Source organism: Vibrio sp. 704, assembly GCF_033339295.1.
This window is the reverse complement of the sequence record NZ_JAWOUH010000016.1, coordinates 1-16,509: the sequence shown is the minus strand read 5'-3', so window position 1 is coordinate 16,509 and position 16,509 is coordinate 1. Positions and strand designations below refer to the sequence as shown.

At 43.9% G+C, this 16,509-nt stretch carries 15 protein-coding genes and 1 tRNA gene; 11 read left to right on the top strand and 5 right to left on the bottom strand.

Annotation, left to right across the window (positions count from 1 at the left end):
• Positions 1 to 34 precede the first annotated feature (34 nt).
• On the bottom strand, positions 35 to 484 hold the full coding sequence (locus R7R24_RS18160) for a DNA polymerase III subunit chi (protein WP_031777270.1): 450 nt from the start codon (positions 482 to 484) through the stop codon (positions 35 to 37).
• A 115-nt stretch (positions 485 to 599) separates the two neighbouring features.
• A complete protein-coding gene (pepA, locus tag R7R24_RS18155) occupies positions 600 to 2,108 on the bottom strand; it encodes a leucyl aminopeptidase (RefSeq protein WP_005381073.1) in 1,509 nt (502 codons plus the stop codon).
• Between the two features lie 200 nt (positions 2,109 to 2,308).
• Here pepA and lptF point away from each other — a divergent pair, with 200 nt between their 5' ends.
• Positions 2,309 to 3,409, top strand: a complete 1,101-nt coding sequence (gene lptF, locus R7R24_RS18150) for an LPS export ABC transporter permease LptF (RefSeq protein ID WP_005381072.1) — start codon at positions 2,309 to 2,311, stop codon at positions 3,407 to 3,409.
• Between the two features lie 3 nt (positions 3,410 to 3,412).
• The gene (gene lptG / locus R7R24_RS18145; RefSeq protein ID WP_005381071.1) at positions 3,413 to 4,483 is read left to right on the top strand and encodes an LPS export ABC transporter permease LptG; all 1,071 of its coding nucleotides are present in this window, start codon (positions 3,413 to 3,415) and stop codon (positions 4,481 to 4,483) included.
• A gap of 87 nt (positions 4,484 to 4,570) precedes the next feature.
• On the opposite strand, the gene R7R24_RS18140 is transcribed toward lptG, so the two are convergent.
• Both R7R24_RS18140 and R7R24_RS18135 read right to left on the bottom strand, forming a co-directional pair.
• Entirely contained in the window at positions 4,571 to 5,050 is a 480-nt protein-coding gene (locus R7R24_RS18140; RefSeq protein ID WP_005381070.1) for an RDD family protein, read from the bottom strand.
• Between the two features lie 184 nt (positions 5,051 to 5,234).
• Entirely contained in the window at positions 5,235 to 6,503 is a 1,269-nt protein-coding gene (locus R7R24_RS18135) for a DUF2254 domain-containing protein (protein ID WP_005381069.1), read from the bottom strand.
• A 227-nt stretch (positions 6,504 to 6,730) separates the two neighbouring features.
• Here R7R24_RS18135 and R7R24_RS18130 point away from each other — a divergent pair, with 227 nt between their 5' ends.
• Both R7R24_RS18130 and R7R24_RS18125 read left to right on the top strand, forming a co-directional pair.
• Positions 6,731 to 7,396 carry an SDR family NAD(P)-dependent oxidoreductase gene (locus tag R7R24_RS18130; protein WP_005381068.1) on the top strand — a complete coding sequence of 222 codons (666 nt, stop codon included), beginning with the start codon at positions 6,731 to 6,733 and terminating at the stop codon, positions 7,394 to 7,396.
• A gap of 190 nt (positions 7,397 to 7,586) precedes the next feature.
• Positions 7,587 to 7,671, top strand: a tRNA-Leu gene (locus R7R24_RS18125).
• Between the two features lie 245 nt (positions 7,672 to 7,916).
• On the opposite strand, the gene R7R24_RS18120 is transcribed toward R7R24_RS18125, so the two are convergent.
• Positions 7,917 to 9,200: a carbohydrate-binding protein gene (locus R7R24_RS18120; RefSeq protein WP_005381066.1), complete on the bottom strand. Its 1,284-nt coding sequence runs from the start codon at positions 9,198 to 9,200 to the stop codon at positions 7,917 to 7,919.
• A gap of 247 nt (positions 9,201 to 9,447) precedes the next feature.
• Between R7R24_RS18120 and R7R24_RS18115 the strand changes: the two genes are divergently transcribed.
• The 7 genes from R7R24_RS18115 to R7R24_RS18085 all read left to right on the top strand — a co-directional run bounded on the left by R7R24_RS18115 (position 9,448) and on the right by R7R24_RS18085 (position 16,135).
• Positions 9,448 to 9,753 (top strand): PTS sugar transporter subunit IIB, encoded by a 306-nt coding sequence (locus R7R24_RS18115; protein WP_025767645.1) that lies wholly within the window; start codon positions 9,448 to 9,450, stop codon positions 9,751 to 9,753.
• Between the two features lie 88 nt (positions 9,754 to 9,841).
• On the top strand, positions 9,842 to 11,176 hold the full coding sequence (locus tag R7R24_RS18110; RefSeq protein WP_191116195.1) for a PTS sugar transporter subunit IIC: 1,335 nt from the start codon (positions 9,842 to 9,844) through the stop codon (positions 11,174 to 11,176).
• A gap of 51 nt (positions 11,177 to 11,227) precedes the next feature.
• Entirely contained in the window at positions 11,228 to 11,539 is a 312-nt protein-coding gene (locus R7R24_RS18105) for a PTS lactose/cellobiose transporter subunit IIA (protein ID WP_031777269.1), read from the top strand.
• A gap of 12 nt (positions 11,540 to 11,551) precedes the next feature.
• Positions 11,552 to 12,874 (top strand): 6-phospho-beta-glucosidase, encoded by a 1,323-nt coding sequence (locus tag R7R24_RS18100; protein WP_005381048.1) that lies wholly within the window; start codon positions 11,552 to 11,554, stop codon positions 12,872 to 12,874.
• Positions 12,875 to 12,892: 18 nt separating this feature from the next.
• Complete coding sequence (chbG, locus tag R7R24_RS18095; RefSeq protein WP_005381046.1) at positions 12,893 to 13,648, top strand: chitin disaccharide deacetylase; 756 nt, start codon at positions 12,893 to 12,895, stop codon at positions 13,646 to 13,648.
• Positions 13,649 to 13,752: 104 nt separating this feature from the next.
• Positions 13,753 to 14,751, top strand: coding sequence for a LacI family DNA-binding transcriptional regulator (locus R7R24_RS18090; protein ID WP_005381031.1), 999 nt, complete (start codon positions 13,753 to 13,755; stop codon positions 14,749 to 14,751).
• Between the two features lie 130 nt (positions 14,752 to 14,881).
• Positions 14,882 to 16,135 carry an HD-GYP domain-containing protein gene (locus tag R7R24_RS18085; protein ID WP_005381029.1) on the top strand — a complete coding sequence of 418 codons (1,254 nt, stop codon included), beginning with the start codon at positions 14,882 to 14,884 and terminating at the stop codon, positions 16,133 to 16,135.
• Positions 16,136 to 16,509 lie beyond the last annotated feature (374 nt).

The following is a 16,509-nucleotide window of genomic DNA, read 5'->3' as shown; positions in this document are numbered from 1 at the left end:
TTAACAAGATCGCCTTAACTATAAGGATTGACCGTTAAGGATATTGAATTTCGATCGTTTGCAGTTGGTAACCTGCTTGACGGTAAATTTTATATCTTTCTCTTGCGAGTTGTTTAGCTTTTTCTTCGCAGGGCACGAAGTCTACCACTTGAGCAAACTTGTTCGCAAAGGTTGTCTCATTTTCCGCCAAATTAATTACCAGCTGACGGTTCCAATTAGGTTTTACACCTTCATGGCCGATTTCAATATTGGTGGCGTATTTCGGTCCCTCGCCTACGAGGTTATGTGCCATGAACTTGTCTGCATCAACTTGCCAAAAGGCTTCAGCGAGCTGCTCGGCGTGTGGTTTGTCTTGGCAGTTTAAATACACTTTAGCGCCTTGGCGAGCAAAGTGCTGAGCCAAAAACACGATGTATTCTTCAAAGCCAGCCACCGTTGCTTGCGGGCTCTCTTCGTTAATGATGTAGAAGGTTGCAGTTTGCATCATTCTCTCACTTGCCTTGGGTCTCTTCCTAAGACCATCTTAAGTCCCACTTTCATTTTAGAAAATTAGGATAATAAAAAAGGGCCTTGCGGCCCTTTTAGATGTTGTTCAGAAATTACTCTTCTGTCTCTTGGCCGCTGCGGTTCAAAAGGAATTGGACAAGCATTGAGACAGGACGGCCCGTTGAGCCTTTCGCTGCGCCTGATTTCCACGCGGTACCTGCGATATCGACGTGTGCCCAGTTGTACTTCTTCGCGAACTTAGATAAGAAGCAACCCGCAGTAATTGTGCCACCAGGGCGACCACCAATGTTTGCCATATCCGCAAACGGGCTTTTCAACTGTTCGTGGTACTCGTCTGCCATTGGTAGACGCCATGCACGGTCACTCGCTTGCTCAGAAGCGTTTACTAGCTCATGAGAAAGAGGGTTGTGGTTAGAGATTACGCCGCTGATATGGTGGCCTAGTGCGATAACACAAGCACCAGTTAGCGTTGCAACGTCAACCACGCAGTCTGGTTCGAAACGCTCTACGTAAGTCAGTGCGTCACAAAGAACAAGACGGCCTTCAGCATCCGTGTTCAGAACTTCTACAGTTTGACCAGACATGGTCGTTAGGATGTCACCTGGACGGTAAGCGTTGCTGCCAGGCATGTTTTCACAACCCGCTAGAACACCAATAACGTTGATTGGTAGGTTTAGCTTCGCCAGCGCTTTCATTGTACCGAATACCGATGCCGCACCACACATGTCGTACTTCATCTCATCCATACCTTCGCCCGGCTTTAGAGAGATACCGCCTGAGTCGAAGGTTAGACCTTTACCTACGAGCACAATCGGTTTTGCATCTGAGTCAGGGTTACCTTTGTACTCGATGATAGACATCATAGATTCGTTTTTAGAACCACGGCCTACTGCTAGGTAAGAGGTCATACCCAGTTTTTCCATCTCTTGCTCACCAATAATTTTGGTGGTTACGGTTTCGTAGTCGTCCGCTAGACGACGAGCTTGAGAAGCAAGGTAAGCTGGATTAGCTACGTTTGGCGGCATGTTGCCAAGGTCTTTTGAGGCTTTGACACCTGATGCGATAGCAAGACCATGAGTGATTGCTTTTTCACCCAAGTTCAATTCACGACGCGTTGGTACGTTGAAAACAAGCTTGCGCAGTGGGCGGCGAGTCTCAGGTTTCACGCTCTTGAATTGATTAAATGTGTATAGACCATCTTTAGTCGCTTCTACAGCCTGGCGCACTTTCCAGTATGTATCACGACCCTTAACATGCAGTTCAGTTAGGAAACATACCGCTTCCATTGAGCCTGTCTCGTTAAGTGTGCTGATCGTCTTTTGAATGATTTCCTTGTACTGGCGCTCGCCAAGTTCACGCTCTTTGCCGCAACCGACAAGTAAAACGCGCTCTGACAAAACACCTGGTACTTGATGCAGTAGCAGCATCTGACCAGGTTTACCCTCTAGATCACCACGGCGAAGTAGTGAACTGATGTAACCGTCACTGATTTTATCAAGTTGTTCGGCTACTGGAGAAAGGCGACGTGGTTCAAACACACCAACAACGATACATGCGCTACGTTGTTTCTCTGGACTGCCACTTTTTACACTGAACTCCATGCGTACTCCTACATCCTGAAGACAAATTGCTCTAAATGTTAGATAATGATCGCTTACTTGTTGAATTTTAGCTCCAGGCTTACATGCAGAGCTGATTAAGCGACTAACATCTAGTTTATAATTTTTAAAAAAATAAATGGTTCAACGGGAAACTATAGTGATTCGACCAAAAAAACAAGTTTTGTATAGGTAATTTCAGCGTGATTATTGTTAGATATTTGATCCGCGAAACACTCAAGAGCCAATTTGCGATTTTTTTCGTACTTTTTTTGGTGTTTGTAAGCCAGAAATTCATAAGTGTTCTTGCTGATGCTTCTGATGGGGATATTCCTGCTGGATTGATTTTCTCGATTGTTGGTTTGAACATGCCAGCAATGGGTCTGTTAATGCTGCCTTTAAGTCTGTATATCGGCATATTGATCACATTTGGTCGTCTGTATGCAGAGAGCGAAATTGTCGTAATGAACGCGACAGGTATTGGTAATAAATTCTTGGTTCAAGCGGCCTTATACCTAGCGTTGATTACTTCAGCGGTGGCGGCTTTCAATGCGTTGTGGCTATCGCCGTGGTCTCAAGACCGCGTTGAGCAGCTTTATGAGCAGGTAGCGTCAGAAAACAGCGTTGACCTACTTAAAAAAGGTCAGTTCCAAGGTACACCAGACGGTTCATCGGTTGTGTTCATCGATGACATTAAAGACAATACCTTGAGCAACGTTTTTGTTGCGCAGATGCGCCCTCGAGATTCAGTGTTACCGAGTGTGATGTTCTCATCTTCTGGTGAAGTAAAAGAGCTTTCGGACGGTCGTCAGATCATCACTATGAAAGAAGGTACGCGTTATGAAGGTGTGCCTACTCGCGTTGAATATATGATCACGAAATTCGATGAATACGAAGGTGTTATCGGCCAACGTGAGGTCAAAAAGAAAGGGCGAGACTGGGAAGCATACCCAACGGTTGACTTGATAGGTCACCCAGATCCAGAGGCGCAAGCGGAGCTACAATGGCGAATTTCGTTATTTGTGTGTATTCCACTCTTAACAATGCTCGTTATTCCTTTGTCTGCGGTGAATCCGCGTCAGGGACGGTTTGCCAAAATGGGGCCTGCGATTCTGATCTATCTAGCGTATTTCTTGGCGATCAGTGCAACCAAATCTGCATTAGAAGATGGTGACATCCCGGCTGCTATTGGTATGTGGCCAATCAATGCGATGTTGCTGATTGTTGCTATCATGGCGAATATGATGGACAGCGTTGCTGCTAGACGAATAAAAGACAAATTCCGCAAGAAGAGGCTCGCGTAAGCTGTGTTCAAAATCTTAGACCTTTACATCGGTAGAACCATCATCTCTACCACTGCCTTGGTTTTAGCGACGTTTGTTGGCTTATCGGGCATCATCAAATATGTAGAACAGCTACGTAAAGTAGGGCGAGGTGTGTACGACCTCACTCATGCGTTGTACTTTGTGTTACTCAGTGTGCCGCGTGATATCGAAATGTTCTTTCCAATGGCGGCATTACTCGGTGCCCTGATCGGCTTAGGTATGTTGGCTTCAAGCTCTGAGCTGGTGGTGATGCAAGCTGCTGGTTTCTCTAAGCTGGATATCGGGTTATCGGTACTAAAAACGGCCGTCCCACTCATGATTGTCGTTATGGCGTTAGGCCAATGGGGCGCTCCTGAGGCCCAGAAGATGGCCCGTGACTTACGTGCGTTTGCGATATCAGGTGGTAGCATTGTGTCTGTGCGCTCAGGTGTGTGGGCTCGTGACGCAAACGACTTTATCTTTATCGGTAAAGTCGAAGACGACAAGCTTTATGCTTTAAATATGTGGCGTTTTGATGATGATAAGAATCTACAAAAAGTTATTTTCGCCGAAGAAGTCGACTACCAACAAGATAACAACTGGCTGATGCGCTACGTACAAATTACGGACATGGAAAATGAAAACGTAATTTCAAAGCAAGACATCGAACAGATGGAGTGGCACACCTCTTTGGCACCAGATAAGCTAGCTGTGGTGACCGTGAAGCCAGAAGAATTGTCACTGAGCGGTTTGTATGATTATGTGACTTACCTGAAAGCATCGGAACAAGATGCATCTCGCTATGAGTTGGCGTTTTGGCGTAAGTTGACTCAGCCGCTTTCAATTGCTGTGATGATGTTAATGGCGCTATCTTTTGTTTTCGGTCCACTCAGAAGCGTGACCATGGGGGCAAGGGTATTGTCGGGCGTGGTTGCCGGGTTTACTTTTTACATATCCAGTGAGTTCTTTGGTCCATTAAGCTTGGTGTATGGCATATCCCCAGTGTTTGGTGCTTTGGCCCCGAGTTTGGTGTTCTTAGCTATTGCGATTGCACTGCTACGAAGAAAGCTATAACTGAAGCATCATCGAATAAACCAAGTTTTACCGAACCAAATGTAAAAGGAAGGCATTACGCCTTCCTTTTTTGTGTTCCTAGACAAGTTAATTTGCCTTAGGTAATACAACAACCTCTGTTTTGGCCCAAATGTCGTGGAAACCACGTTTCTTCGGATCAATCGGTACAGTCAAATTTGCCAAGCCAAAGCCAGATGTCGAAATACGAATCAGAGCTTGAGTTACCGTAATTGGTGCTCCGTCTTTGGCATTGCGAACTCGAAGCTTCCAAGCGCGCATCCCAAGAGTTTGTCCTGCTCGCGTCCAGAAGAACACAAAGAAATATATCCACACACCCGCAAGGTAAAGTGTAAATAGAGGGCTCAATACAGGGTGCTTTCCGAGCATATCTGCGGCATCAGCGTACTCGCCATAGCTCAACAATCCTGCTGCATTTAGTGCAAACACAACGGCCATAACAATACCTGCGGCCATCATTTCAATTGCGATAATAATCAATGTGTCGTAAATCAACGCTGCAAGTCGACGAAAGAGACCAGCAGGTGGAAGAGTTGTAGACGTTGTCATTATTCCATCACTTACCTTAAAAATTGTGCGTCAGAATATAGATTCCCTCACCAAGAGAAAAGAGACCTAACGCACAGAGTCTTTAATTGTGTATAAACTAAGTGACTTTTCTGCCCTACGTTATCAGCACATGTCATGATACACGAGGCCGTGCAGCAATATGTTTCAACTGAATTCGATTCTCTTAACCATTGGCTCTTTGGTCTGTGACCAGATTAGATAGCTGAGAGAGTTGGTGTTTCTCATCTTCGGTATAATGTTGGCTTAATGAAAGCTCTAAAGCTTTTTCTGACAGCTTGATTGCTGGTGACAAAAATAACTTAGGGTGCATACTAGAGAGAGCTAGCAAGGCCTTTTGTAGGCGAATCTGTATTTGGAGTTGCGCTGCACCATCGTGTGCTATCGGCAAAAAGACATCATCAAACAAATCCTGGCAGCTCAATGCGGGCACAAATAGTCTAGGATATCGAGTTTTGGTAGGCGGCTCACTGAGTAGGTCTCCCCATAATGAAAGTGCTCGTACAGAACGCCCAAGAACGTCAATTGCGGTGCCATTATCATTTACAGCCGGAGATAGTGCTCGTGAGGCGATTTCCGCCATAACGACTAAACCAAAGCGAGGGTCCTGATCATATGAACGCTCTGTTCGAATCGTGAAGGCTGCCGTTACTTCGCTTTCGTCTGGCAATTCTCCACAAACACAAGCCAATGGTTGACCTACGTACACAAAACTTCCCGGTTGTCGCTCAAGGTAGATGGTGCATTGGTTTGCTTCAGCAATACTATCGAGATGATGCATATCAACATGCTGTAAGTAGCCAATTTCTTGGCTCAAAATAGGTTTACTTCCTCTGGGTTTATGTTCTGGGTGGCTCCACGGGTGAGCACCTAGCCAACGCTCTTTGCCCCGTTTTCTTATCGCATCTAACAAGGCTTGCTCCACGTATGAAGTGGTTTCACTGACCCTTCCTAGTACGGAAAGGTGCTGAATCCAACGTAGCAGAGTGAGTATGATCATCACGATTACGGCGATAGTTACGATGAACAGATAAATTTGTGCTTGTTGATGATAGGCCCCAATACCTAGCGCGATAATTCCTACCAAACTAAATAGAAAAGAGCCAAGAAAGGTTGCTAAGGCATTTTGTGTTGTGCTGTCTTCCATCAACAGTTTTGTCGCTCGCGGCGTTACCCCTGCACTAGCGGCACTGTACGCTGAGACCATAATATTGAGAGAGAATGTAGTCACTGCAAGCATGGAGGTTGCGAGGATATTTAATATGTTGTTCAACAAATCCTTGCTGACGTTGATGGCAGGGGGCAGAGTAATGAACTGGTTTAAAACAATCGACATTAAGGCGGTAGCAACAGCAAGTAATGCGTAGAGTGACGTCCGGACCCACAGTTTTCGCGTCATCTGTTTCAGTAACCACTGCCATTTTGACCCAGTCATTCTTTGCTCCTATTCAGTTCTCACTAGAAAGTCGATAGAAAATTCAGAAAGTTATTCTTGCTTAAGCATAGGTTAAATGCCCGTCGTTCTGCTTGATATTTCATGCATCACGAAAGTAAGAAAGCTGCTTGCTTCAAAGAATGGTGCTCTTGAGGTGTGAATTACCACGATTCTGTTACCTTAATTGATAGATGAATTAAAAGTATGTGGTTGAAAAGAGGTAGCGCATGATTGTAATTACAGGTGCAAGTAGCGGTTTAGGGGCGGAACTAGCAAAGCGTTATGATGCGGAAGGCAAAGAGACGTATGTAATAGGAAGAAATACAGAAAAACTATCCGCACTAGCAAAACAACTCTCTCATAACGTTGGTTATCAAGCTTGCAACCTCTCATCGCACCAAAATGTGAAACAGCTCTTTGATGGGGTGAAACAGTCCCCTGAAATGGTCATTCATAGTGCGGGAAGTGGTTATTTTGGCTTACTGGAAGAGCAGGAGCCGGAAGAGATTCAAAAGTTGATTGATAACAACCTGAATTCTGCGATTCATGTGTTAAGAGAGTTAGTAAAGCGTTACAAAGATCATCCAATAAAAGTGGTCATGATCATGTCCACAGCCGCGCAACAACCTAAAGCGCAAGAGTCTACGTATTGTGCAGTGAAATGGGCCATCAAAGGATTAATTGAGTCGGTTCGTTTGGAGCTAAAAGGAAAACCTATGAAAATTATCGCGGTTTATCCTGGTGGAATGGATACGGAATTCTGGAAAACAAGCGGCAATACGATGGACACGAGTCACTTCATGCAAGCAGAAGATACCGCAGAGATGCTCCATAATGCGTTGTCGAGCATTGGGAATGGTTATGTTTCTGATATTACAGTGAATAGAACTTAAAAAGAGTTTCGTATACTCATTTTCATCTGGAAGAGTAGTAGAAAATGGAGCGTACGTTTCTTATGAGTACAGCTTTGTCACACTTTGTGGCGAAATTATCAGCAAACGATAGTTATTTAAGGTATTTCTGCTTGCGCAGGTCAAAAGCTTACGTATAATGCCAACCATCAAAGGGCAATAGCCCAAAGATGCCGGTGTGGTGAAATTGGTATACACGACGGATTCAAAATCCGTTGCCTTCGGGCGTGGCGGTTCAAGTCCGCCCACCGGTACCATACATAGAAAGGTCGCTTTTATAGCGGCCTTTCGTCGTTTTAGGTGTTCGTAAATATCAAAAGAAAGTTAGCGTTGCCTTCGCGGTGGCGTCAGGAGTGCCTGCCAGTCAAGTCACTCGCAGGTACCATATTTTAAGACAGAGCCTCGATGAAAGTCGGGGCTTTGTTGTATCTTGATCTTCAAAACAAAAAAGCGCGAGGGGTATGCCTCGCGCAAACTACTACATGGTGATAGTAGGAACAGCCTATAGAGCTGTGAACAAGGTATTTTGAGTGTTCGGAGTCCAGTCTGCTTGGGACACGTGCGGTACATCAACTAGATAACGCAAACCTTGATAAGTCACCACATCACCTTGTTTATAGGAAACATTCTGAGTCCAGTTAGTGGCTGGGTCTGCATTTGTCCAAAGGCTAGAGGTTGGAGACGGTGCCCAATCTTGTTGCGCAGTATGGTTTGTTACAGCCTGGTATACAGTACCTAGGTGTAAGACGTAATCGCCAGCGTCGTAGTTATGACCAACTTGCCAGTTCGGTGTGTAGTTATCCATTGTGTCGAAGTCATAACCCGCTTGTTTTGCTAACTGTATAAACTTAGCGAGCTTAGGTAGGTTTTGCGTTGCACCCATGCCACGCTTACCATCTTCAAATAGGAACTCGTGAGTTAATACGATAACTTTATCGGCGTGTAAAGGTGTACCACATGGGAACTCTTGAGCTTTGGAGTTGATCGGGTTAATCGTTGTTGGTGCACAAGTGTTTAACGCGGAATCCACATATCCAAGAAATGCTTCTGCTTCTGTAAGGCTGTTTGCTGGCATTTCAATGCCCCAATTTTCGGGTGCCCAGTCCACATCCCAACCGTGAGTTTGATAGCCGTTATTCGCTAGGATATTTTGAACCTCGATAGCTGCTTTTACACTGTTGGATGGGTTGGATGTATCGCATACATATCCTGGTTCCCAAGGTTTCAGGTCATCAGACGTGGCACATAACCCATCTGCTTTGAAGTCTTTCGTCACGCGCCAACCGTTGGTGTAGGGCAGTCTAGCAAACTCTGTTGCCTTGTAGTTCGGGTAGCTTGTAATGTTCGGCAAATACTTTGCTAACACAGATAAGTTTTCCGTAAACATTGAGGCATCGTAAACAGGGTCTTGATACGAGTTAAGCTGGTGGTCCCCGGTCGCATTACACTCCGCAGCACTGTTCGGTCCAAACTCATCCACGCAGTTGTGCACCATGTGATCGTAACTGTGGTTCGCAACAATATGACCAGTGTCTAATGCGAGCTTTAAGGCTTCTAGGGAACGGTCTTCATTCTCATCACCAATTCCATCTAAATGCCAAGCATTAAAGTAAAACGTCGCTTTGATATCTTCCTGGTTAAGTACTTGAATAACGTCAATAGATGCATTGATTGGTCCATCATCAAACGTTAGATAAATTGTGCCTTTAGAGTCGGTTTGAGCAAATGAGTGTTGTGATAGTGCGGCACTTACAAGCGTTGCAATAGCCAATTTATTAAATTTCATTCTCTATTCCTTTTAAGAAATTAATAACGACGTTGTCAGTAGTAAAATATTGATAATTTGAAACTTAATGTGATGTCTTAAATTATTTTATGACTTTTATCCTAGACCTAAATAATTACAAAAAAATAGGTGGTATTTTCTAAATTGGGATTGTGTTCACGAATAATGCAACCGGTTGCGCTTTTTTGTCTTGGTTATTTTTGCTACAGTTTTTGCAGGTTGAAATTTACACAACGGGAGTAAGGCTATGAAAAAGATCCTTTTATGCTGTAGCGCAGGGATGTCCACCAGTATGCTTGTTAAGAAAATGGAGCAAGCTGCTGAAAATAAAGGAATTGAATGCAAAATTGATGCGATGTCAGTGAATGCATTTGAAGATGCAATTAAAGAGTACGATGTTTGTCTTCTCGGGCCTCAAGTACGTTTTCAGCTAGAAGAGCTAAGAAAAACGGCGCAAGAGCATGGTAAAAACATTGACGCGATTTCTCCTCAGCATTATGGAATGATGAAGGGAGAGGAAGTACTAGAGCAAGCATTAGAATTAATTAACTAAACCATAGTTTTAAATTAAAAAAGATAACTGTACATCAAATATAAATATTTGATGCGGGATTCTTTTGCCTAAAATAAGGATGGATTCTATGAAGCTTTATGACGCAATTATAGGCGCAGTCGAAAAGCATATAGCCCCTATAGCAGCTAAAGTGGGGAATCAGCCCCATGTTCGCGCAATGAGAGACGGTTTTATTGTCGCAATGCCGTTTATTATTGTTGGTAGTTTCATTTTGATTTTTGCATTCCCCCCATTTGCCGAAGATACAACCTTTACTTTTGGTCGAATTTGGCTCGATTTCGCCACTACACATTTTGATACCATAATGATGCCCTACAACATGTCGATGGGGATCATGACCATTTTTGTTTCGCTGGGCGTTGCTTATAGTTTAGCGAAGGCTTACAAGATGGATGGGATCACGAGTGCTGTATTGTCACTAATGTCTTTTTTACTCATTGCGGCCCCAGCTAAAGATGGCGCGTTGTCTATGTCTCACATGGGCGGAACCGGGATCTTCACCGCAGTGATGTGTGCATTTTTCTCGGTGGAGCTCTACCGTTTTATGAAAAAGCACAATATTACGATTCGCATGCCAGAGCAGGTGCCACCGGCGATTGCGCGATCATTTGAAGTATTGCTACCAGTCTTAGCGATATTCATTACCTTATATCCACTTAGCCTTTTCGTACAAACCCAGTACGACATGCTGATTCCAGATGCTGTTATGGCTATCTTTAAACCGCTAATCAGTGCGTCTAACTCATTGCCTGCCATTATTGGCGCTTTATTGCTTTGCCAGCTACTTTGGTTTGCGGGTATTCATGGTGCTGCAATTGTTGTTGGACTGCTTTCTCCAATCTTTTTGACCAACATTGGTGCCAACATTGAAGCCTTTGTTGCAGGTGAACCGATTCCAAACGTATTTACTCAACCGTTCTGGGATTTTTACATCTTTATTGGCGGCTCTGGTGCAACACTTGCTCTTGTTATTCTGATGTCGTTTAGCCGTTCTGTTCACCTTAAGAGCATTGGTCGAATGAGTGCGGTGCCTGGCTTTTTCCAAATCAACGAACCAGTGATCTTCGGTAGCCCAGTTGTGATGAACCCGACCTTGTTTATCCCGTTCGTCTTCGCTCCAGTCATCAACGCTACGATTGCGTATTTTGCTGTGCATGTCGGCTTTGTGGGTATGGGGGTCGCTACAACACCTTGGACAACACCGGCACTGATAGGTGCTTCGTGGGGTAGCGGTTGGACCTTTGCGCCAGTATTGCTCGTCATTGGTTTATTAATTCTTGATCTAATCATCTACTTCCCATTCTTCAAAATGTTTGAGAAGCAAATGTTGGAGCAAGAACTACCAACGACGAAGGAAACTAAAGGTGATACGCAGCCGTCAGGCGAAGGCGTTACTGCTTAACTGTGCTTAATGGGCCGCAATTACCGCGGCCCGATTTTCGGAGAGAAAATGATGGAACAAGAATTGGTTGTAATGGAGATCATTTGCAATGCTGGTGAAGCCAGAAGTTTAAGCTACGAGGCATTGCGTTTATCTCGAGAACAAGATTTTGAAGCGGCTGATGAGAAGCTCTCTCAAGCAAGAGAGTGCATTAATAAAGCCCACTTAATACAGACTCAGCTTATTGAAGAAGATCAGGGAGAAGGGAAAGTCCCGATGACGTTAGTGATGGTGCATGCTCAAGATCACCTAATGACTACGATTTTGGCTCAAGAGATGGCTGTAGAAATCGTCGCACTGAACAAAAAAATCTCGAACAAATAAAGGGGGATGAAAATGTCTAGAGAGGCGATCAAGCTTGCCATTATTGGCGGTGGTAGTAGCTATACCCCGGAATTGGTTGAAGGGGTTATTAAGCGCTTAGAATATTTACCCGTTAAGAAAATCCATTTTGTGGACATTGAGTCAGGAGCTGAGAAGCTTGAGATCATCAAAGGATTGGCTCAGCGAATGGTCGATAAAGCCGGAGCAAAAATTGAGATAAAAGCCGGTTTCGATCGCCGTGCTGCGATAAAAGATGCGGATTTTGTGATGACGCAGTTTCGTGTTGGTGGCCTTGCTGCACGCGCTAACGATGAGCGAATCCCAATCAAGTACGACGTCATCGGCCAAGAAACAACGGGCCCTGGTGGTTTTGCTAAAGCACTGCGAACCATTCCGGTCATTCTTGATATCTGTAAAGACATTGAAGAGTTGGCTCCAAACGCATGGATGCTCAATTTCACCAACCCAGCGGGTTTAGTTTCCGAAGCGGTCAGTAAGTACACCAAAGTAAAGAGTATTGGTTTATGCAATGTGCCCGTTTCAATGGAAATGATGATTGCAGAAATGATGGAGTGCGAGCCAAAAGAGCTGCAACTTGAGTTTGCTGGGTTAAACCATCTCGTGTGGGTACACAAAGCATGGCTCAATGGGGAAGATATTACTCAAACGGTATTAGAGAAAGTCGGTGATGGTGCCAACTTCAGTATGAAGAATATCTGGGAAGAGCCGTGGGATCCGGCATTTCTAAAAGCACTGGGGGCGATACCATGTCCTTATCATCGTTACTTCTACCAAACTGATGCCATGCTTGCTGAAGAGAAACAAAGTGCCGATGAAAAAGGCACTCGTGCTGAGCAGGTAATGGAAACAGAAAATGCGCTATTTAAGCTCTATCAAGATCCTACCCTCGATCATAAGCCGAAAGAGTTAGAGGAGCGGGGTGGTGCTTATTATTCTGATGCATCACTGAACCTAGTTGATTCAATTTATAACAATCGTAATAGTATTCATGTTGTTAACGTTTTAAATAATGGAGCGATCAACGGCCTACCTGACGATGCTGTGATTGAATGTAGTGCCGTGATTGGTAGCTGGGGGGCGAAACCTCTTGCGGTTGGCGAGTTGTCAAACAATATCAAAGGATTACTCCATCAAGTTAAAGCGTATGAGCAGCTAACAATAGAAGCTGCTGTCGAAGGTAATTATGACAAGGCGCTTATGGCATTAACCAATAACCCATTGGTGCCTGACATTGGCCGCGCCAAGTCAATCCTGGATGATATTCTGGCGGTGAACGCTCCGTATTTACCTCAATTTAAACTAACGACGTTGTAAGACTAAGGAAGGGCGCCGATGAAAGTCATTTTTAATGCTGATGATTTTGGTTTAACGAGAGGTGTAAATAACGGCATCGTTAAAGCTCATCAGCAAGGTGTGGTTCATTCAACCACCATGATGGTGGGTATGGATGCTGAGCAACATGCCTTAGAACTAGCTCGCCATAATCCAGACTTGAAAGTTGGCGTTCATCTTAGGTTTACAGCAGGTGTGCCTATAACGAAGCATCGTAACTTGACTAACGGCCGAGCGCACTTTATCAACTATGACGAACTTTGGAGTAAGCAGGACTTCGAAACTCAGGTCGTTTATGATGAAGCAAAAGCTCAGGTGGAACATTTTTTATCGCTTGGGTTAGAGCTAAGCCACTTAGATAGCCATCATCACGCGCATACTCACCCTCAAATTTTGCCCGTTATTAAAGAAGTAGCGAATGAATACCGAGTGCCACTGCGGGGCACTGGCTTGTGTCAAGAATCGATGACAATCAGGTATATCTTTACTGATGAGTTTTATGATCAAAAAGTGAGCTTGGATGGCTTAATGGCACATCTATTGAGCTTAAAAGCTGACTATGACTTGGTTGAGGTGATGTGCCACCCGGCAGAGGCCGATCAGGCGCTTATCTTAAAGAGTGGCTATGCGCTTCAGCGAGAGCTAGAGTTACAAGTTCTTACCTCTCCCATTTTAAAAGAACAGTTAGCTCATCATGGTATAACTGTCACGGATTACTCTGAGCTTGTTTCTACCAATCAAATGGTCGGTGTATGATTAAAGGCTGCCAGCTTCGCCCCCTATAGCACCTTACGAATTGCTGGCAGCCGTTCTATACAAACGAATATTTAATAACAATTGCAGTTGGACCCAATAGCATTATGGCAAGGATTAAAGATGTAGCCGAACTCGCCGGTGTAAATCGCTCCACCGTTTCTCGAATTATTAATGGAGAGGGGAAATTTCGTGAGGAAACTCGAAAAAAAGTAGAGCAGGCTATGGCGCAATTGAATTATCGTCCCAGTGCAATTGCTCGTTCACTCGCAACCTCATCCAGTAATATGGTTGGGTTATTGGTGACTTACTATACGGGGGGCTTCTTTGGCGAGATGATGGAGCAGGTTCAGACCGAGCTGGATATTCATAAGAAGTTTTTGATTACAGCTCAAGGCCATCATTCTGCACAAGGTGAAAAAGAGGCAATTCAGCGTTTTAATGATTTACGTTGTGACGGCTATGTACTTCATAGTCGTTATTTGTCAGATGATGACTTACGTGAACTAGCTAAACAGCCAACACCTTTCGTTCTCCTGGATCGCTACGTGGAAGGAATAGAAGAGCGTTGTGTTACCTTTAACCATCATCATGCAAGCCGTATTGCCGTTGAGCACCTTTTAGCTGGTGGTCATCGAAAGATTGCTTGTATTGCCGGTCCATCCCAACGTCATAACAGTGTATTGAGAAAGCTTGGGTATATTGATGCAATGAAGGATGCTGGTATAGATATTGATGAAAGCTGGTGTGAAGAAGGGAATTATGGCCGGCAAAGTGGTTATGATGCAATGGCTGCAATTTTACAACGACACCCTGATGTGACGGCTGTCTTTTCGTGCAGTGAAGAAATGACGGTTGGCGCAATGCAGTACTTACACGAGCACAGTATTTCTGTACCAGAGCAAATCTCATTAACTAGCTTTGACAGTGTTGATCTTTGTGAAAGTCTTTACCCTACAGTATCAGCAGTGCACTTTCCTATCAGTGACATGGCCCGTGTAGCGGTACAAACGTTAATGGGGCTAGTCAAAGATCAAGAAGTAATAGACAAGCCAGTGTTCGAGGCCAAGCTTAAAATACGCAAAGCAGATCGCTCCTTAAAGTAGCTTACTTCTATCTAATTAAGTGAGTCGCTTAGAAATAACGGTTTGATGTTTTGATAGTTACTGATGAATTTATTCACAAAATTTACTAGTATTCTAACTCTCTTAAGAAATATAAATCAGTAGTGAATAAGTGGCAGCCATTAAACTAACGGTCGATCGTATTCAACCCGGATTACATATCCGTCTTCCGCTAAAGTGGAACGATCACCCCTTTCTACTCAATAGCTTTAAGATTAAAGACCAAGAGCAAGTCGAGATGATCCGCCACCTCGGCGTAAAGTTCGTTTACTTTAATCCAGAGCAAAGCGATGCCGTTCCACTCCCTGTTGATCAAAGACAAGCTGACAGAGTAACAAATGAAGCGTCGTTAGATCATGAAACTCAAAAAATGTGGCAAGAAAAACAGAACCGCATAGAAAAGTTAAGTGCATACCGTCGACGCGTGATTCAGTGTGAAAAAGAGTTTGAGCGCTCTCTGGCACGTATGCGTTCAGTCATGACTAAAATCCGTAACCGTCCGACAGCAGCAGTTGATGAAGCAAAGCTTCTTATTGAAGATATCGTCGAGAAGTTAATGTGCGATGATAATGTTACGTTACATCTGATGAACGGAAAAAATGAGTTTGAAGATATTTATTTCCACTCATTGAACGTGGCTGTTATCTCGATGATGATTGGCCGTGCTAAAGGGTACTCAGCAGCACAGTTGAAAGAGCTTTCCTTCTCCGCACTATTCCATGATATCGGGAAAATAAAAATCCCGACTGCAATATTAAGAAAGCAACTACCTCTAACAGAGCCAGAAACCAACTACTTAAAGTTGCATACTAAATATGGCGTCGATCTTGCGAGTCAAATCGAGGCTTTTCCCGAAGTCGCGAGAATTGTGATCGCGCAGCACCATGAGCTAAGAGATGGGTCTGGTTATCCTAAAGGCCTGAAAGGAGATGAGATCAACGAGTTTGCTCAAATTATTGCTGTAGCCAATGCGTTTGATAACTTGTGCCATACCCCGATAGTCTCAGACCAAAAGATTCCTTATACCGCACTCTCTCATTTATATAAGAACTGTAAACACCTATATAAAGAAGAGAACCTGAACATCCTAATTAAGTTTATGGGCGTGTTTCCTCCGGGTACCGTAGTTCAGCTTTCTAATAATATGGTCGGCCTGGTTATCTCAGTGAATGCATCGCATCTATTATTCCCGAATGTTTTGGTTTACGATCCATCAGTACCAAGGACGCAAGCGCCAATCATTGATCTTGCCTCAAAAGATATAAAGATAGTTAACGCGATTCATCCGTCAAAATTACCGGATAAAGTAAAAGAGTATCTAAATCCGCGTTCGCGTATTTCTTATTTCTTTGATAGTGATGAGTAGTTATCCACAGCTTTTTGTGGGTAAATTGTATAAATCCTGAGTGTTATTTCTGGGTAATTTTAGGGTTGGATGGAAAGTATCCATTTGGCATGTTTTTTTAGAAAAAATGCATTTTTAGTATTGCCAAAGAAAATCTTCTCCCTATAATGCGCATCCATCGACACGGCAGACGTCACAAGGCTTCAGCAGGGTCGAAGAGGTAAAAAGCTTCTACAAAAAATTAGTTTAAAAAAGTGTTTGACACTAACGACTAAATCGCTAGAATGCACCTCCGCTTTGAGAGAAAAACTTCTCGCAAAGCAAGCTCTTTAACAATATAGACCTATCAATCTGTGTGGGCACTCGTTGATGATAATCCAATTAGATATTTCTTT